The sequence below is a fragment of the Kribbella sp. NPDC050459 genome (genome assembly GCF_040655315.1).
In the GTDB taxonomy this organism is placed as follows: domain Bacteria; phylum Actinomycetota; class Actinomycetes; order Propionibacteriales; family Kribbellaceae; genus Kribbella.
On record NZ_JBFAJQ010000001.1, the window covers coordinates 565459 to 582218 of the forward strand.

Annotated in this window: 19 protein-coding genes; 13 read left to right on the top strand and 6 right to left on the bottom strand. The window is 70.3% G+C overall.

What is annotated here, in order from left to right:
* Window positions 1-3: 3 nt before the first annotated feature.
* Both AB0I12_RS02670 and AB0I12_RS02675 read left to right on the top strand, forming a co-directional pair.
* Window positions 4-711, top strand: coding sequence for an A24 family peptidase (locus AB0I12_RS02670; protein WP_359923539.1), 708 nt, complete (start codon window positions 4-6; stop codon window positions 709-711).
* A 90-nt stretch (window positions 712-801) separates the two neighbouring features.
* Window positions 802-2385: an FAD-binding protein gene (locus tag AB0I12_RS02675; RefSeq protein WP_359923541.1), complete on the top strand. Its 1584-nt coding sequence runs from the start codon at window positions 802-804 to the stop codon at window positions 2383-2385.
* On the opposite strand, the gene AB0I12_RS02680 is transcribed toward AB0I12_RS02675, so the two are convergent.
* The gene (locus tag AB0I12_RS02680) at window positions 2370-3497 is read right to left on the bottom strand and encodes an ADP-ribosylglycohydrolase family protein (protein WP_359923543.1); all 1128 of its coding nucleotides are present in this window, start codon (window positions 3495-3497) and stop codon (window positions 2370-2372) included. The two genes, AB0I12_RS02675 and AB0I12_RS02680, sit on opposite strands and share 16 nt — an antisense overlap.
* Before the next feature lie 120 nt (window positions 3498-3617).
* Between AB0I12_RS02680 and AB0I12_RS02685 the strand changes: the two genes are divergently transcribed.
* The 5 genes from AB0I12_RS02685 to AB0I12_RS02705 all read left to right on the top strand — a co-directional run bounded on the left by AB0I12_RS02685 (window position 3618) and on the right by AB0I12_RS02705 (window position 7988).
* The gene (locus AB0I12_RS02685) at window positions 3618-3818 is read left to right on the top strand and encodes a hypothetical protein (protein ID WP_355691658.1); all 201 of its coding nucleotides are present in this window, start codon (window positions 3618-3620) and stop codon (window positions 3816-3818) included.
* 50 nt (window positions 3819-3868) lie between these two features.
* Entirely contained in the window at window positions 3869-5068 is a 1200-nt protein-coding gene (gene aroC / locus AB0I12_RS02690; RefSeq protein WP_359923546.1) for a chorismate synthase, read from the top strand.
* A complete protein-coding gene (locus AB0I12_RS02695) occupies window positions 5065-5565 on the top strand; it encodes a shikimate kinase (RefSeq protein ID WP_359923549.1) in 501 nt (166 codons plus the stop codon). The genes aroC and AB0I12_RS02695 overlap by 4 nt, the downstream gene beginning before the upstream one ends.
* Complete coding sequence (gene aroB, locus AB0I12_RS02700) at window positions 5562-6653, top strand: 3-dehydroquinate synthase (protein ID WP_359923551.1); 1092 nt, start codon at window positions 5562-5564, stop codon at window positions 6651-6653. The genes AB0I12_RS02695 and aroB overlap by 4 nt, the downstream gene beginning before the upstream one ends.
* A gap of 249 nt (window positions 6654-6902) precedes the next feature.
* The gene (locus AB0I12_RS02705) at window positions 6903-7988 is read left to right on the top strand and encodes a Gfo/Idh/MocA family oxidoreductase (protein ID WP_359923554.1); all 1086 of its coding nucleotides are present in this window, start codon (window positions 6903-6905) and stop codon (window positions 7986-7988) included.
* Window positions 7989-7995: 7 nt separating this feature from the next.
* On the opposite strand, the gene AB0I12_RS02710 is transcribed toward AB0I12_RS02705, so the two are convergent.
* On the bottom strand, window positions 7996-9954 hold the full coding sequence (locus tag AB0I12_RS02710) for an AAA family ATPase (protein WP_359923556.1): 1959 nt from the start codon (window positions 9952-9954) through the stop codon (window positions 7996-7998).
* A gap of 56 nt (window positions 9955-10010) precedes the next feature.
* On the opposite strand from AB0I12_RS02710, the gene AB0I12_RS02715 reads away from it, so the two are divergent.
* From AB0I12_RS02715 to AB0I12_RS02725, 3 genes are all read left to right on the top strand, one after another.
* Window positions 10011-10598, top strand: coding sequence for a TetR family transcriptional regulator (locus tag AB0I12_RS02715; protein WP_359923559.1), 588 nt, complete (start codon window positions 10011-10013; stop codon window positions 10596-10598).
* A 14-nt stretch (window positions 10599-10612) separates the two neighbouring features.
* Window positions 10613-11050, top strand: coding sequence for a type II 3-dehydroquinate dehydratase (gene aroQ / locus AB0I12_RS02720; protein ID WP_359925115.1), 438 nt, complete (start codon window positions 10613-10615; stop codon window positions 11048-11050).
* Between the two features lie 63 nt (window positions 11051-11113).
* On the top strand, window positions 11114-11830 hold the full coding sequence (locus AB0I12_RS02725) for a response regulator transcription factor (protein WP_359923562.1): 717 nt from the start codon (window positions 11114-11116) through the stop codon (window positions 11828-11830).
* Here the strand turns inward: AB0I12_RS02725 and AB0I12_RS02730 are convergent.
* Both AB0I12_RS02730 and AB0I12_RS02735 read right to left on the bottom strand, forming a co-directional pair.
* Window positions 11827-12435, bottom strand: coding sequence for an NAD(P)H-binding protein (locus AB0I12_RS02730; protein WP_359923564.1), 609 nt, complete (start codon window positions 12433-12435; stop codon window positions 11827-11829). The genes AB0I12_RS02725 and AB0I12_RS02730 overlap by 4 nt on opposite strands.
* A gap of 2 nt (window positions 12436-12437) precedes the next feature.
* Complete coding sequence (locus AB0I12_RS02735; protein ID WP_359923566.1) at window positions 12438-13346, bottom strand: EamA family transporter; 909 nt, start codon at window positions 13344-13346, stop codon at window positions 12438-12440.
* Between the two features lie 74 nt (window positions 13347-13420).
* Between AB0I12_RS02735 and AB0I12_RS02740 the strand changes: the two genes are divergently transcribed.
* The gene (locus AB0I12_RS02740) at window positions 13421-13918 is read left to right on the top strand and encodes a MarR family transcriptional regulator (protein WP_359923568.1); all 498 of its coding nucleotides are present in this window, start codon (window positions 13421-13423) and stop codon (window positions 13916-13918) included.
* A gap of 13 nt (window positions 13919-13931) precedes the next feature.
* Here AB0I12_RS02740 and AB0I12_RS02745 read toward each other — a convergent pair whose 3' ends face one another.
* Entirely contained in the window at window positions 13932-14738 is an 807-nt protein-coding gene (locus AB0I12_RS02745) for a hypothetical protein (protein ID WP_359923571.1), read from the bottom strand.
* 165 nt (window positions 14739-14903) lie between these two features.
* Here AB0I12_RS02745 and efp point away from each other — a divergent pair, with 165 nt between their 5' ends.
* Entirely contained in the window at window positions 14904-15437 is a 534-nt protein-coding gene (gene efp, locus AB0I12_RS02750) for an elongation factor P (RefSeq protein WP_359925118.1), read from the top strand.
* Between the two features lie 33 nt (window positions 15438-15470).
* Entirely contained in the window at window positions 15471-15881 is a 411-nt protein-coding gene (gene nusB, locus AB0I12_RS02755; protein WP_355691682.1) for a transcription antitermination factor NusB, read from the top strand.
* A gap of 221 nt (window positions 15882-16102) precedes the next feature.
* Here nusB and AB0I12_RS02760 read toward each other — a convergent pair whose 3' ends face one another.
* Complete coding sequence (locus AB0I12_RS02760; RefSeq protein WP_355478378.1) at window positions 16103-16618, bottom strand: transcriptional regulator; 516 nt, start codon at window positions 16616-16618, stop codon at window positions 16103-16105.
* Between the last annotated feature and the right edge of the window lie 142 nt (window positions 16619-16760).

Genomic DNA, 16760 nt, shown 5'->3' on the forward strand with positions numbered 1-16760 from the left:
ATCGTGCCGGCTGACAACGCGTTGCTCGCTGCCGGGATCGGCGTGGTCGTCTGTGGTCCCGTGGCGGCCGTGCTCGGTCCCTGGCTGATGCGCCGCATTCCGGAGCCGGAGCTGGACGAGGGCGAGACGAAGGTCCCGTACGCGGCGCTGGCCGGCCGGCGCGCGGCGTACTGGTGCGGCGGACTGGCTGCGGTCGCCGGCGGCCTGCTCGGCCTGTTCCTCGGCCTGGATGCGGTGCTGCCGACGTGGCTCGTGCTGGCGGTGGCGGGCGCGATCCTCGGCTACATCGATGCGCGGACGCGGTTCCTGCCGTCGGTGATCATCTGGCCGACGTACGCGGTCGTCGGCGCCGGACTCGTGGCCGCGGCGGCGGCGACGGGGGAGTGGGGATCGTTGCGCCGGGCAGCGATCGCGGGAGCGATCGGGTTCGCGGTGTTCTACGTGCTGTGGTTCGCGTTCCCGCGCGGCGTCGGGTTCGGTGACGTGCGGTTGTCGGGGCTGCTCGGGCTCGCGCTCGGCTGGCTCGGCTGGGGCGAGTTCGCGTCCGGTCTGTACGGCGGGTTCTTTCTCGGCTCGGTCGTCGGGATCGTGCTGATCGCGACCCGCGTGATGACCCGCAAACAGATGGTCCCGTTCGGGCCGTTCATGCTCGCCGGGGCGCTGGCCGGTGTCCTGCTGGGCGCGCCGTTGGAGCGGCTGTACGCCGGATAGGGGAGTACCGGACTCAACCAGATGGTTGATGTGCGGACACTGCCTGCCTTCCTAGGGTCGCAGCATTCGAACTCTCGGGAGGGAAACTCAATGCCAGTCAGTCGTCGTGGTCTCCTGGCCGGAACCGCTGTCGCGGGTGCCGCGCTCGCCATCCCTGGTACGGCGTCGGCGGCCGTCGGCACCGCGGCCGGCGACACGATCCGTCCGGACGACGCGCGGTACCAGGACCTGGTGCTGCGCGGCCAGAACCGGCGGTTCGTGGCGACACCCGACTACGCGCGGGTGATCAGGTCGACCGAGGACGCGGTCGCGGCCGTGCAGGAGGCGGTCCGGAGCGGGAAGCGGATCGCGGTGCGCGGCGGCGGGCACTGCTTCGAGGACTTCGTCGACAGCGGCGACGTCGAGGTGCTGCTCGACATGTCGACGTACGACGCCGTGACGTGGGACCCGCAGTACCGCGCCTTCTCGATCGGCGCGGGCGCGATGCTCGAGACCGTCTACAAGGACCTGTTCTACGGCTGGGGTGTCACGGTGCCGGGCGGCGGGTGCCTGAGCGTCGGCGTCGGCGGCCATTTCGCCGGGGGCGGATACGGGCCGCTGTCCAGGAAGTACGGCTCGGTCGTCGACCATCTCTACGGGGTGGAGATCGTCGTCGTCGACGCTCGTGGACGGGCCCGGTCCGTCGTCGCCACGCGGGACAACGCGCACCGCGACCTGTGGTGGGCGCACACCGGTGGCGGCGGCGGGAACTTCGGCGTCGTCACCCGGTACCTGATGCGGACCGCCGGCGCGTCCGGCCGAGCGCCGGCCGACTCGTTGCCCAAGGCACCGGCTGCGTTGCGGTCCAGCCTGCTGCTCTACGACTGGAAGACGATGACGCCGGCCGGGTTCCTGCGCACGGTGCGGAACTGGTTCACGTTCTTCGAGCAGCACAACACCGCCGACTCGCCGTACGCGACGCTCTACGCGCCGTGCATCCTCACGCACTCGTCGGCGGGCCAGTTCCTGCTGTCCACGCAGATCGACGCGGCCGCGCCGGACGCGGCCGGACTGATGAACGCGTTCAACGCCGCGATGGTCGCCGGCGTGGACCCGAAGCCGCAGGTGATCGACGTCGGCGAGGGAGCGTTCCTGCACACCACGATGGAGCGGTCGATCGCGGAGACGCCGTCGCCCGGCCGCGGGAAGTACAAGGCCGGCTACCTGAAGAAGGGGTACACCGACGAGCAGATCCTCGCCATGTACCGCGGGCTCACGGACGCGACGTACAGCGGGCCGGAGTCCTCGGTGCTGCTGATCCCGTACGGCGGCAAGGTGAACACGGTGCCGTCCGGCGCGACCGCCGCCGCGCAGCGGGACGTGGTCGCCAAGATGGTGCTGAGCGCGTCGTGGTCCGCGGCGGCCGACGACGACAAGCACATCGGGTGGGCGCGGAAGGTGTACGCCGACATCTACCGCGGCACGGGCGGCGTCCCGGTGCCGAACGCGATCAACGCCGGGTCGTACATCAACTATCCGGACGTGGACCTGGCGGATCCGGCGTACAACACGTCCGTGGTGCCGTGGCACGACCTGTACTACCTGGGGAACTACCCACGGCTGCAGCAGATCAAGGCGAAGTGGGATCCGCGCAACGTGTTCCAGCACAAACTCTCGATTCAGCCGCCCGGGTAGCGGTTGGTCCACGCGGTGTACGGCCCGTAGTCGCCGTGCAGCCGCCTGCCTTGGGTGAACTCCAGCGCGAAGTCGTCGGCGAGCTGGAGGATGACCGGACGTCCCTCGACGGTGAAGACGAGCTCGGCGGGCAGCGCAGTCTCGCCGTGGAGGGCGCCGAGGATGTTCCCGCAGATCGCGCCGGTCGAGTCGCTGTCGCCCGAATGCGTGACGGCCAGCGCGAGCGCGTCGAGGAACTGGTCGGGCTCCGGGTAGCACAACGCAGCGAAGACGGCGATCGCCAGGGCCTCCTCGGCGACCCAGCCGCCGCCCAGGCGCTCGACAGTGACCGGTCCCGCCGGCGCCGTCGCGGCCAGCTGCCGGGCGAGCGCGAGCGCCGTACTGGTCTCCTCGTGTCCGTCGTGCTGGATCAGCAGGCTCGTCGCGCGCGTGATCGCCTCGTCGAGACCGGCGCCGTCGCAGAGTTCGCGGATGATCGCGGCCAGCGTCCCGGAGGCGAGCTTGCCGGTCGGGTGCCCGTGGGTGTACCCGGCGGCCTCCGCGGCCTTGTCGAACACCCAGTCGGCCGGGAAGTAGTCGGGCAGCAGCCCGAACGGCGCGACCCGCATCACCCCGCCGCAACCCTTCGAGTCGTTGACGGCCTGCCCGCCGAGCTGCGGGATCTTCGGCTCGCCTTTCCGGGCCTCGGTCAACGCGGTCAGGCAGGTGTTGCCCGGCGCCCGGCGCACGTACAGCCACTGCTCGCCCTGCAGCCATCCGTTGCGTTCACCACTCGGCCCCGGCAGCGTCTGCGTGTCCAACCACCGGTCGTACGCGCCGTGGACGACGCCCACGGTGAAGCCGATCCCGCGGTCGGTCCGGACAGCCGCGCGGATCAGCCCCTCGACCGTGAACAACGTCATCTGCGTGTCGTCGGTGATCGTCCCGGCCGGCCAGCCCGGACCGCCGTCGACGAACCTCCGCAGCCGGTCCGGGTGCTTTTCGACGATCGACCGACCGTCCTGGAACTCCACCGGCCCGCCGAGCGCGTCCCCGATCGCACCGCCCAGCAGGCACCCACGCACCCGCGCCCGCCACGTCTCCTCAGCCCTTCGAGTCATGCCCTGCGTCATGCCAGGACCCTATAGAGGGGTGGTGCCAGCGCTACCTCAGGACGGGTTCCAGGGCCAGTTCGTGCGGCGCTTCTGGCTTCTACGGTCGTTGTATCAGCAGATCGTTCGAAGGAGCGCATGATGACCACCGCATTCCGTCGTACCGCCGGGCGCCTGGCCGTGGCGGCCCTCGCCACAGCGGCCCTCACGGGCGCCGCGATCGCCGGCGGTCAGGCAGCCACGGCCAGCACCAGCTGTCAGGACTCCCCGATCGCCAAGACCTTCAACGCGGTCCTGGCGGTGCGCACCGGCCCGACCCAGGAGAACCAGGCCTGCGGCTGAGTCTGAGACCCGTGTCTGCGGGTCGGGACGGACGTGAAAGAATCGGGCCCATGCTGCGCTGGCTCACCGCCGGCGAGTCGCACGGACAAGCGCTCGTCGCCGTACTCGAAGGTCTTCCCGCAGGCGTTGAGGTCACCACGGACGACGTGGCCGACGCCCTGGCTCGTCGTCGGCTGGGCTACGGCCGCGGCGCCCGGATGAAGTTCGAGCGGGACGAGGTGACGTTCGTCGGCGGGTTCCGGCACGGGCTGACCCTCGGCAGCCCGGTCGCGATCCAGGTCGGGAACACCGAGTGGCCCAAGTGGCAGCAGGTGATGAGCGCCGACCCGGTGGACGCCGAGACGCTCGAGGGCCTGGCCCGGAACGCGCCGCTGACCAGGCCGCGGCCCGGTCACGCCGACCTGGCCGGCATGCAGAAGTACGGGTTCGACGAGGCCCGCCCGGTGCTCGAGCGGGCCAGTGCCCGCGAGACCGCGGCCCGGGTCGCGCTCGGCGAGATCGCGGCCCGCTTCCTCCGCCAGGCGTACGGCGTGACGATCGTCAGCCACGTCGTCGAGCTCGGCACCGTGAAGGCGCCGTACGGCGTGATCCCGGCGTACGGCGACGTCGCCAGGCTGGACGAGGACCCGGTGCGCTGCCTGGACCCGGACGCGAGCAAGCAGATGGTCGCCGAGATCGACGCCGCGCAGAAGGCCGGTGACACGCTCGGCGGCGTCGTCGAGGTCGTCGTCGACGGGCTGCCGCCTGGCCTCGGCAGCTACGTGCACTGGGACCGCCGCCTCGACTCCAAGCTGGCCGGTGCGCTGATGGGCATCCAGGCGATCAAGGGCGTCGAGCTCGGCGACGGCTTCGAGCTGGCCCGGACCCCGGGTTCCCAGGCGCACGACGAGATCGTCGCCGAGGACGGCGCGGTCCGGCGGACCAGCGGCCGCTCGGGCGGCACCGAGGGCGGCATGAGCACCGGTGAGACGCTTCGGGTGCGCGCCGCGATGAAGCCGATCGCGACCGTTCCGCGGGCGCTGCGCACGATCGACACCGCGACCGGCGAGGCCGCCGCGGCGCACCACCAGCGCTCGGACGTCTGCGCCGTACCGGCGGCCGGCATCGTCGCCGAGGCGATGGTCGCGCTGGTGCTGGCCGAGGTGTCGCTGGAGAAGTTCGGCGGCGACTCGGTCGCGGAGACCGCGCGCAACCACCAGTCGTACCTCGCGAACCTGCCGGCCACGATCACCCCGCGGGAGTGGGAGTGAGCCCCGTCGTCGTCCTGGTCGGCCCGCCCGGATCGGGCAAGTCCACGATCGCGGCCCTGCTGGCCGAGCGGCTGGAAGCCAGGCATCGCGACACCGACTCCGACGTCGAAGCCGGCGCGGGCAAGCCGATCTCCGAGATCTTCGTCGACGAGGGCGAACCGCAGTTCCGCGCGCTGGAGCGGGCCGCGATCGTCGCCGCGCTGCTGGACGACGGCGAGGTGCTGTCGCTCGGCGGCGGCGCGATCCTGGACCCGGCGACCCGGGCGGACCTGGCCGGCCACACCGTGGTGTTCCTCGACGTCAGCCTCGGCGAGGCGTCCAAGCGCGTCGGGCTGAGCGTCGCCCGGCCGCTCCTGCTCGGCAACGTTCGCACCCAGCTGCGCAACCTGATGGAAGCCCGGCGGCCGTTGTACGCCGAGGTCGCCAAGCTGACCGTGATGACGGACGCCAAGACCCCGGACCAGATCGCCGACGAGATCCTGGGGCAGCTCTCGTGAGCGCGCGGATCCGCGTCCAGGCAGCCGCGCTGTACGACGTTGTGATCGGCGACAACCTGCTCGGCGAGCTGCCCGGCCTGCTGGGCGAGGGCGTGCAGCGGGTGGCGGTGATCCACCCGCGCGCACTGCGCGAGACCGGCGACGCGATCCGCGACGACCTGACCGGGTCGGGCTTCACCGCGCACGCGATCGAGATCCCGGACGCCGAGGAGGCCAAGACCGCCGAGGTGCTGGCGTACTGCTGGTCGGTCCTCGGCCAGGCCGGCTTCACCCGCTCGGACGCGATCGTCAGCGTCGGCGGCGGGACGACGACCGACCTCGCCGGTTTCGTCGCCGCCACCTGGCTGCGCGGCGTCAAGGTCGTGCACATCCCGACCACCCTGCTCGGCATGGTCGACGCGGCGGTCGGCGGGAAGACCGGGATCAACACCGCTGAGGGCAAGAATCTGGTCGGCGCGTTCTGGGAGCCGGCCGGTGTGCTGTGCGACCTGGCCGCGCTGGAGACGCTGCCGGTCAACGACTACGTCAGCGGCCTCGCCGAGGTCGTGAAGTGCGGCTTCATCGCCGACCCGGTCATCCTCGACCTGGTCGAGAAGGACCCGTCCGGCGCGACGAGTCCGTCGTACGCCGCGACCGAGGAGCTGATCGCCCGGTCGATCCAGGTCAAGGCCGACACCGTGGGCGCGGATCTCCGCGAGCGGACGACGACGGCCGGCGGCCGGATCGGGCGCGAGGCGCTGAACTACGGGCACACGCTCGGCCACGCGATCGAGCGCGTCGAGCGGTACAAGTGGCGCCACGGTGCCGCGATCAGCATCGGCATGGTGTTCGTCGCCGAGCTGGCCCGCGCGGCCGGCCGCCTCGACGACGCGACCGCCGACCGGCACCGCGCCGTCCTGGAGTCGCTCGGCCTCCCGGTCAGCTACCGCGCCGACGCCTGGCCGCACCTGCAGGACGCGATGAAGCTCGACAAGAAGACCCGCGCCGACCGGCTCCGCTTCGTCGTCCTCGACGCGCTGGCGAAGCCCACCATCCTCGAGGCTCCCGACCCGAGCCTCCTGGTCGCGGCGTACGGCGAGATCAGTTGATCCACCAACCGATCCACCGGACCTGGGCCACTCACCAACCCTGATTGTCGGGTGGTCCGGGCGCGGAGCTGAGCGTGCAGCGGCTCGTGGTGCTTCGGTTGGTGAGTGACCCAGGTCCGCAGTACCCACGGAGCGGTCGGGAGAGCCGGGGCGACCGGGCGACCGGATGCGGTCAGATGGCGGGCTGCGGGTTGTGGAACGGCGCCGGGGTGGCGGACGATGCTGCCTACGCCTCGGAAAGGGCTTTCCATGACTGACCGCAAGCATCGGATCGCGATCGTCGGGACCGGTGGGATCGCCGGCTCGCACGCGCGGGCCGTCGCCGCGCTGCCGGACCGGGCCGAGCTGGTCGCGGCCGTCGACGTCGATCTGGACCGGGCGAAGAAGTTCGCCGCCCAGTGGAACATCCCGGCGACCTACCCGAGCCTGACCGATCTGCTCGCGGACGGGCAGGTCGACCTGGTCCACCTGTGCACCCCGCCGAACTCGCACGTCCCGCTGGCTGCCGAGTGCCTCGCGGCGGATGTCGACGTGTACCTGGAGAAGCCGCCGACGCTGTCGCTGGACGAGTTCGACGCGCTGGTGGCGGCGGAGGAGAAGTCCGCGGCGCAGGTCGCGTGCGTGTTCCAGCACCGGTTCGGATCCGGCGCGGTCCGGCTGCGCGAGCTGCTCGCCGACGGTGTCCTCGGCCGCCCGTTGGTTGCCCTGTGCAACACCGTTTGGTATCGCGACGACGCGTACTTCGCGGTGCCGTGGCGCGGGACGTTCGACGTCGAGGGCGGCGGCCCGACGATGGGGCACGGCATCCACCAGTACGACCTGCTGTTGTCGGTCCTCGGCCCGTGGGAGAAGGTGACCGCGCTGGCCGCCAGGCAGGCCCGGCCGACGCAGACCGAGGATGTGTCGATGGCGCTCGTGACGTTCGAGAACGGCGCGGTCGCTTCGATCGTGAACTCGCTGGTTTCGGCTCGGCAGACGTCGCAGCTGCGGTTCGACTGCGAGAACGCGACCGTCGAGCTGGAACACCTGTACGGGTACAAGAACCTGGACTGGACGATCACGCCGGCGCCTGGTCACGAGGCCGTCGCGGACGCCTGGTCGGCCGATCTGCCCGACGTCGCGAGCGGTCACACCGCGCAGCTCGCCGCGATCCTCGACGCCAAGGCCGCGGGGGAGCCGGCGCCGGTGACGCTGGCGGAGGCGCGCAACACGCTCGAACTTGCAGCGGCCATCTACGCATCCGCGTTCACCGACAAGCCGATCCGTCGCGGTGAGCTCGGCCACGGTACGCCGTACGCGCAGCGCATGGGCGGCCCCGGCGCACCCTGGAGCTAGACACGCCCTAGAGCTCAGGAGGCAGGTCCCGGCTGTGCAGGATGTCCAGCCGGGACACCGCCCGGGTGAGGACGACGTACAGCCGGTTGAGGCCGCGCGTCTCCGCCGCGACGATGTCAGTCGGCTCAACGGCGATGACATGGTCGTACTCGAGCCCCTTGGCGAGGCTTGCCGGGACGACGGTCACGCGGCCGTCCACGTCGGCCGCGGAGGTCTCGATCCCGGCCGCCTTCAACGCATCGGTCAACACCGGCAGTTGGTCATCGGCCGCGATCACGCCGATCGATCCCTCGGCGTCGAGCGCGCGCCGGACGCTGTCGACGCAGGCGGCCGCCAGGTCATCGACCCGGGTGACGGTGAGCTCGCCGTCGGAGCGGTACGACGTGGTCGGCGGTACGTTGGCGTCGAGTGCGGTCAGGAGACGATTCGCCAGCTCGACCACGGTCGCCGGAACCCGGTAGCCGGTGCTCAGCGCAACGATCTCGGCGGACGGCTTCCCGAGATGGGCGAGCTGCGTCTGCCAGTCGGTTGCGGCCCACGCCGCAGTACCCTGCGCGAGGTCGCCGAGCACCGTGATCGAGCTGTGCTCGCTGCGCCGCGCGATCGCTCGGCATTGCATGGGGGAGAGGTCCTGCGCCTCGTCCACGATCACATGCCCGTACGTCGGCGGGCGCTCCAGCAACGCACTCACCTCGTCGAGCAGCACCGCGTCCGCCGCCGTCCAGCGGGCGCTCTTCGCCTTCCGCGGCCGCGGCCACGCGATCGCCCGCTGCTCGTCGGACGTCAGGATGCCTACCTGACCGGGATCGCTCAGGTACTCGGCCAGCACGTCCTCGGCCTTCAGATGCGGCCACACCGCGTCGACGTACGGCGTCACGCCACGAGCGATCCGTCGCAGCCAGGCGCCGTTGCAGTTCTGCCCGCGCGCCTCGGCCTGCCGTTGCAGCGCCGCGACCAGGCGGGCGACGACCCGCTCCCGGCCGGTCAGGTACGTCGTCGGCTCGGCCTCGGCCACCATCTCCGCGAACTCGTGCTGGGCGACCCGCCACCTGTACGACTCGTCGTTCACCACGACCGCCTGCCCCGGTGGTCGGATCCGGTCGTACACCGCCTTGTGCAGCACGTCGGCCATCCGCGCGTCGTGCTTGACCGCGGCCGCCGCCGGATCGTCGGTCGCGCGCACCTCGCGATCCAGTAGTTGCTCGATCGTGGTCTGCTCGACGTTCACCTCGCCGAGCGTCGGGAGCACGGCGGAGATGTAGTGCAGGAACGCGCGGTTCGGCCCGAGGACGAGGACACCGGTGCGTTCGAGCCGCGAACGGTGCGCGTACAGGAGGTAGGCGGCGCGGTGCAGGCCGACAGCGGTCTTGCCGGTGCCCGGCGCGCCCTGGACGCAGACCGAGACGTCGAGGCCGGTCCGGACCAGCGTGTCCTGGTCGGGCTGGATCGTGGCGACGATGTCCCGCATCGGACCGACCCGGGCGCGCTCGATCTCGCGCCGTACGAGCTCGCCAGGCGTCGACGGTCCGCCGGACCGGAGGTGTTCGTCCTCGAAGCCGGTGAGGACGCCGGCCGACCAGCCGAAGCGGCGGCGGGTGTCGATACCGCGCGGCTCGACGGCGGACGCTTGGTAGAACGCGGCGGACACCGGCGCGCGCCAGTCGATCACCATCGGCGGCCGGCCGATCGCGTCCGCGATGTGCCGGCGTCCGAGGTAGTAGGTCTGGCGGCTGTGCTCGCTCGCGTCGGCGCCGTGCGCGATGACGCCGAAGAAGGGCGGGTTCTCGCCCTCGTCGGCGATGTCCCTGGCCAGCGTCTTGAGGTAGTAGCCCAGCCGCTCGGCCGTGTAGCGGTCGCCCCAGGTGTGCTCGCCGACGGCCACGTTCTCCCGCGCGCCGGCGACCATCCGGTGCAGCGCCTCCCGGCACCGCTCGGCGTACGCGCGCTCCTCGCTGATGTCCCGCATCGCCCCTCCACAAAAGATTAACTCGGTCAATCTTTTGCCTAGGTTAACATGGGCTCGTGACCGGACTTCGCGAGCGGAAGAAGCAGCAGACGTACGACGCCCTGTCCGAGGCGGCGATCGCGCTGTTCCTGGAGCGCGGCTTCGACGAGGTGTCGGTGACCGACATCGCCGCGGCCGCCGACGTCTCCAAGCCGACGCTGTTCAAGTACTTCCCGACCAAGCAGGACCTCGTACTGCACCGGATCGCCGACCACCGGCACGAGTCCGCCCGCGTCGTCACAGCATCCGCGGTTCCGCCCGTCCGGGCGTTGCGCGAGCACTTCCTCGCCGGGCTCGTCGCGCGCGACCCCATCACCGGCCTGAACGACCACCCGCAGGTCCTCGCGTACTACCGGCTCGTCTTCACCACGCCTGCGCTGACGACCCGGCTCCACCAGTTCATGGACGACGACGAGAGCGCGCTCGCGGACGCCCTCGGGGGCGATCTCGTGGGCGAACTCCTGGCCGCGCAGGTGGTGTCGGTCCAGCGGGTCCTGTCTCGCCGCAACTGGGCCGCCATCGACGCCGGTCAGCGCGCCGGCGACCGCTACCTGGATGCCGTGACCGAAGCCGAAACCGCCTTCGACGGGCTGCCGCTAGGGTGAGTGCTGTGACGGATGTGAGCAGGCGGGTGCTGGTACTGAACGGGCCGAACCTCGGGCGCCTGGGGTCGCGGGAGCCGGAGAAGTACGGTACGACGACCTTCGCCGAGCTGGTCGGGGTGTGCGAGAAGACCGGTGCCGAACTCGGGCTCGAGGTCGAGGTGCGGCAGACCGACGACGAGGCCGAACTGGTCGGCTGGCTGCACGAGGCGGCCGACGGCCGGACACCGGTCGTCCTCAATCCGGCCGCGTTCACCCACTACTCGTACTCGCTGCGGGACGCGATCGCGCAGCGGACCGCTCCGCTGATCGAGATCCACCTGACCAACCCCGCCACCCGCGAGGACTTCCGGCACACCAGCGTCGTCGCCGGGGTCGCCACCGGCACCATCGCCGGCTTCGGTCTCGACTCCTACCGTCTCGCCCTCCGCGCGCTCACGACGCTCGATTCGTAACCGATCTGCCCTTTCGGGCATCAGGTTAGGTGTGGGCAGCACGATCGGGCGGACAATGACGACTTGGGGGTTCGTATGACGCAACACCACGGGCAACATCTCGGGCACCACCGTGGGGAGAACCGGATTCCGGTCTGGGTGAAGGCGCTCGACCCGCTCTCGCAGTTCGGGCTGGTGCACACGCTGCGGCAGCGGCCGGAGATCAACTTGATCGGCGACGCCGACCTGCCGGCTCTCTTGCCGGCGCCGTCGGCCGGACAGCGCACCGCCTCGCCAGTGGTCGCGCTGGTCGCCGTCGACGCGCTGGACGCCGGCGCCGTGCACGTACTGCGGTCGGCGGCACAGCGGGGCTGCCGCCGGACCGTGCTGATCGGCAGCTCGATCGACGACGAGGCGCTGATGACCGCGGTCGAGCTGGGGGTCTCCGGCGTACTGCGACGTACCGAGGCGACCGCCGACCGCATCGTGCACCTGGTGCAGGCCGCCGCCGCGGGTGACGGCAGCCTGCCACCTGACCTACTGGGACGGTTGCTCGGTCAGGTGTCGCGCATGGAGCGGCATGTGCTGGCACCGCGCGGGCTGGCCCACACCGGTCTGTCCGACCGGGAGACGCAGGTACTGCGACTCGTTGCGGACGGCAAGGACACGCAGGAGATCGCGCGCGAGCTGTCGTACTCGGAGCGCACGGTCAAGAACGTCCTGCACGACGTCACCAGCCGCCTGCAACTCAGAAACCGCTCACACGCCGTCGCGTACGCACTCCGCGAGGGCTTGATCTAGTAGCCAACGGTGAAGCGCTGTCCGATGTGCTGAGCCTGCTCCGCCTCGTCGACCAGTGCGACGGCGAAGTCCTCGACCGAGATGGAGGACTCGCCGGCCGCACTGGTCACGAGGTGGTCGTAGCCCTTGCGGTACCGCCCGGTGCGCGGACCAGGCTCCAGCAGGGCCGGCGGACTCACATACGTCCAGTCCAACGCATCAGCTGACCGCATCAGCGCGTACTGCGCGGCGCATGCCCGGGCGATCGGCAACAGCGCTGCCGGGAACTCCGGGGACTCCATGAGCGTCAGCTCGCTCCCCGGCACGAGCAGGCTCGCTGCACCGCCTACCAGAACCAGCCGCGCGCCACTGCCGCGCAGCCCGATCAGCAGGGCCTTGGCCGTGTCCACGAGCTCACCTTCACTCCCGTCCCGCGGCCGGGTCGCGCTGATGACCACGTCGTGCCCAGCACTCAAGCGCGCCACGTCCTCCGGGTCGGAGGCATCACCGCGCAGGTGATCCGAGCCGGACCGGCTGACGCTGGTGACGCTGTGACCGCGGGCGGTTGCCTCGGCGACAACCCGGCTTCCGACAGAGCCCGTCGCTCCCCACACGAGGATCCGCATTCTCAGCACCCCTCCCCGGCCGGGACGAGTACCCGTGTCTCGACGACCGGCTTCTTCGGCGTACGGCGGACCTGTGCGGTGACGAGCGCTGCCAGTACGACGAAGCCGCCGACGGCCTGCAGCGTTGTGAGGTGCTGGGCCAGGAGCAGCCAGCCGAGGGTGGTGGCTACTACCGGGCTCAGCAGGCCGAGGAACGTGACCTCGGTCGGGACGAGCTCGCGGAGTCCGCGGAACCACAAGGCATAGGCGATCGCGGAGCCGAACAGCGCCAGGTACGAGTAGCCGGCGAGGTTCCGCAGTGTGAAGGCGGGGAACGCACCCTCGACCAAGAACGTCACCGGCAGGAGCACGAGCCCACCGGCGACCAGCTGCCATCCGGTCGTGGCCAGCAGGGGAGCGGGGGACGTCCAGCGCTTGCTGAGCACGACCCCGAACGCCATGACGACCGCACCGCCGGCAGCTGCGAGCACGCCCCAGGTGTCGAGTCGTGCAGTCGCACGCAGTACCAACAGGCCGACCCCGAACACTCCGGCGATGGCAGTGAGGACGGTGCGAAGAGACAGGCGCTGCCGCAGCAGACCCGCGGACAGCAGCGCGACCAGCAGTGGCTGGATCGCACCGACCGTCGCGGCCACGCCGCCCGGCAGCCGGTATGCGCCGACGAACAGCAGGGCGTTGAAGGCGCCGATGTTGAGCGTGCCCAGGACGAGCGAGCGCCACCACCAGCTGCCGTGCGGCAGGACCCGCGTGATCGCGACGAGCAGGAGGCCGGCCGGCAACGCGCGCAGCAGCGCGGCCAGCAGCGGGCGATGCGGCGGCAGGAACTCGGTGGTGACCACATAGGTGGTGCCCCACAGCATCGGTGCGACCGCCGTGGTCAGGAGTAGGAAGAGTCGTCGATTGCTTAGCACTAAGATAAAGTATCTCAGCGCTAAGTAACTTTCAAGTCGCTCATCGCTAAGCAATCTGGCGCTACGCTGGACCCATGGCAGATCACGTCGACCTGGTCCTCGAGCAATGGCGCACTCGCCGGCCCGACCTGGACCCGTCGCCGATGGGCATCATCGGGCGGATGGGCCGGCTCGGCGCGCTGTTCGACGCCGAGCTGCGGCGGAACTTCGCCAAACACGACCTGGACCGCGCGTCGTTCGACGTCCTCGCGACCCTGCGGCGCAGCAACGCCGAGCACAGCCTGACGCCGGCCGGTCTGATGCACTCGTCGATGGTCACGTCCGGCGCGATCAGTCAGCGGCTGGACCGGCTGGAGTCCCGCGGCCTGGTCACCCGGGCGCCGAGCGAGACCGACCGCCGCGGCGTCCTGGTCACCTTGACGCCCGAAGGGCTCGAGCTGATCGACAGGGTGCTGCCGACCCACATCGAGACCGAGTCGCATTTGCTCGCGGGCCTCTCGCAGACCGAGCGCGAGCAGCTGGCAGACCTGCTGCGCGCACTGCTGGAGTCACTCGGCGACCGGCGCGACTGACCGGCGTCCCGCGTTACTGAGTCGTAGTGGGAGGAGTCGGGCGCGGCGGGTTGCTGACGGTCTGCCAGAGCTCGTCGATGTCGGAGCGGTCGTCGGGGTCGGGCTTGTCGACCCAGCCGCTGGCCCAGACGTTCTCGTCGCGGTCGTCGAGGTTGAAGATCGACTCCGCGAAGGCGGCCGAACCGACATACCGGCCCTCGCCTTCGTCGGGCTCGTCGAGCACGTCCGCGTTCGGCCGCGGAGCCGTCGGCGGGGCGACGAGGTCGCGCGCGTACTTCTGCGCCTCCAGGATCCCCAGCTCGCGCTCGTCGCTCAGCAACCGGATCGCGCCGACCTCGTTGCCTGCGGTCATCAACTCGCGCACCCTGGCGTCGAGGTCCTGCCTCGGCGTCGGCAGGTTGTTCTGCTGCGGCCGGTGCGCCGGCGGCTGGTAGGGCCCCGGCTGGTACGGCGCAGGGTTGTATTGCAGTGGGTACTGCGGCTGGGCGGGCGTGGCCCATTCACCAGGGCGAGGCGCCTGCCGACCGCCTTGCATGAGCTGCTGCAGAGCGGCCGCAGCCTGCTGGCTGCCCTGCGGGTTTCCGGCCTGCACCGGGAACGTCGGGCTCGGCGCCGGACGCGGTCCGCCCGGGCCGGCGGCCTCGGTGAACTGGCCGTGGATCTGCACCGGCTGGCTGCCGGCCTGCTGCGCCTGGATCCGCTCGATCAGCGCCTGCATCCGCGCGTTCGGCTGACCGTTGCCGCGGGTGGCCTGCTGCCGCGCCTTGGAGATCAGACTGACCACGATCATCACCACGACGAAGATCACGAACCCCGTCATCGCCGGCCTCCTGCGCCTCTGTGGACAGTCTGGGCGACCAGCCTAAGGCCAGCGGGGTCCGCGGAATCGGAGGAAACCGCAAGCGACCGCTACAATCACGTGTTACCGCTGATCGATTTCGAAGGGCATACCCGCGTGGCAACGACGAACGACCTCAAGAACGGCATGGTGCTCGACCTGGACGGGCAGCTGTGGTCCGTCGTGTGGTTCCAGCATCACAAGCCGGGCAAGGGCGGCGCCGTCGTCCGGACCAAGCTGAAGAACGTGCTGTCCGGCAAGGTGGTGGACAAGACCTTCAACGCCGACGTCAAGGTCGAGGTGGCCACGGTCGACAAGCGTGACATGACGTACCTCTACAACGACGGTTCGTCCTACGTCTTCATGGACAAGTCGACGTACGAGCAGACCAACATCCAGCCCGACGTGGTCGGCGACGCCTCCCACTTCCTGCTGGAGAACCAGGACGCGATCGTCGCGGTGCACGACGACCTCCCGCTGTACGTCGAGCTTCCGGCCTCGGTCGAGCTCCTGGTCGAGTACACCGAGCCCGGCCTGCAGGGCGACCGGTCGACCGGCGGCACCAAGCCGGCCAAGCTGGAGACCGGCTACACGATCCAGGTCCCGCTCTTCCTGACCACCGGCGAGAAGGTCAAGGTCGACACCCGGACCGGGGACTACCTCGGCCGCGTCACCTCCTGATCGCTGACTAACCAAGGGAAGCGACAACAGAAGATGTCTGCCCGGAGCAAGGCCCGCAAGCGCGCGCTCGACGTGCTGTTCGAGTCGGAGGTCAGGGGGTTGCCGGTCGGCGGCACCCTGGCCGACCGGGTGGCCGACAACGACCCGCCGGTGAACGAGTTCACCGTGGCGCTGGTCGAGGGGGTCGCGAAACACATCGAGCAGATCGACGAGCTGCTCGAGACCCATTCGGTGGGCTGGTCGCTGGACCGGATGCCGGCCGTCGACCGGAACATCCTGCGGATCGGCGCCTACGAGCTCCTGTACGACGACCAGGTGCCGGACGTGGTCGCGGTGAGCGAGGCGGTCGCGCTGGCGCGGGATCTGTCGACCGACGAGTCCCCGACGTTCGTCAACGGACTGCTGGCCAGACTGCTGCAGTTGAAGCCCACATTGGGCGTCTGAGCAAGCGGAAGCGAGGGGGGCGAGCCCTCTGTAGTTGTCAGGCCCGGTGACCGTCTCGGTACGGTCCCGGGCCGCCGTTTGCGTCCCCGTTCTGCGGCCGGTGAGGTGATACCCGCCGCGTGGTTGTTGCGGTTGCTGCTCTGTTCGGTCAGCTGAAGGAAGGCGGGCGGCCGCGGGCCAGCTGCTACAAGCCCCGACCGTCTGGTGCCTTCGTTCAGGCGTCAGGCTCCGGCGGCCTCGGGCGACTCCTCGACCTCGCCCTTCGCCTCCGGGTTCAGCACACCCCAGGAGATGAAGCGTTCGGTGAGCGTCGTCGGCGACTCGTCGTAGATGACCGCCAGCGTCCGCATGTCGTCCTGACGGATCGACAGCACCTTGCCGTTGTAGTCCCCGCGCTGAGCCTGGATCGTGGCCGCGTACCGCGTCAGCGGACCGGCCTCGCTCGCGTCGAGGTGTTGCAGGGCCTCCAGGTCGAGGATCAACCGGGGAGGAGCGGCAGCCGCGGCGGCCGCGCTGGCGGACCCAGGAAGCAGTTCACGGATCGGCACGCCGTAGAAATCGGCGAGCTCCGCGAGCTTCTGGACCGTGACGGCTCGATCGCCGCGCTCGTACGAGCCGACGACGACCGCCTTCCAGCGACCCTTGGACTTCTCTTCCACGCCATGCAGCGACAGTCCTTGCTGCTGGCGGATGGCGCGCAACTTGCCACCCAGTGTCTTCGCGTATTCGCTAGGCACGCTGGTTCTTCCCTCCGACTAGTTCGTCATGTCCGGCCCGCCGGAACGGGCCGGTAAGGTGAACCCCCCTCGGTTACACAGAGTAACAATATTCTGGGGTGTGGGCCAGCGTCAAGACGGCGTGTCACATCCGATACCATGT

Excerpts from the sequence above, each read along its gene's own strand:
- AB0I12_RS02705 (WP_359923554.1), top strand. The coding sequence starts at position 6,903 with ATGACTGACCGCAAGCATCGGATCGCGATCGTCGGGACCGGTGGGATC.
- AB0I12_RS02740 (WP_359923568.1), top strand. The coding sequence starts at position 13,421 with ATGGCAGATCACGTCGACCTGGTCCTCGAGCAATGGCGCACTCGCCGG.
- efp (WP_359925118.1), top strand. The coding sequence starts at position 14,904 with ATGGTGCTCGACCTGGACGGGCAGCTGTGGTCCGTCGTGTGGTTCCAG.
- AB0I12_RS02730 (WP_359923564.1), bottom strand. The coding sequence starts at position 12,435 with ATGCGGATCCTCGTGTGGGGAGCGACGGGCTCTGTCGGAAGCCGGGTT.
- AB0I12_RS02710 (WP_359923556.1), bottom strand. The coding sequence starts at position 9,954 with ATGCGGGACATCAGCGAGGAGCGCGCGTACGCCGAGCGGTGCCGGGAG.
- nusB (WP_355691682.1), top strand. The coding sequence starts at position 15,471 with ATGTCTGCCCGGAGCAAGGCCCGCAAGCGCGCGCTCGACGTGCTGTTC.
- AB0I12_RS02685 (WP_355691658.1), top strand. The coding sequence starts at position 3,618 with ATGACCACCGCATTCCGTCGTACCGCCGGGCGCCTGGCCGTGGCGGCC.
- aroC (WP_359923546.1), top strand. The coding sequence starts at position 3,869 with ATGCTGCGCTGGCTCACCGCCGGCGAGTCGCACGGACAAGCGCTCGTC.
- AB0I12_RS02680 (WP_359923543.1), bottom strand. The coding sequence starts at position 3,497 with ATGACGCAGGGCATGACTCGAAGGGCTGAGGAGACGTGGCGGGCGCGG.
- AB0I12_RS02675 (WP_359923541.1), top strand. The coding sequence starts at position 802 with ATGCCAGTCAGTCGTCGTGGTCTCCTGGCCGGAACCGCTGTCGCGGGT.
- AB0I12_RS02745 (WP_359923571.1), bottom strand. The coding sequence starts at position 14,738 with ATGACGGGGTTCGTGATCTTCGTCGTGGTGATGATCGTGGTCAGTCTG.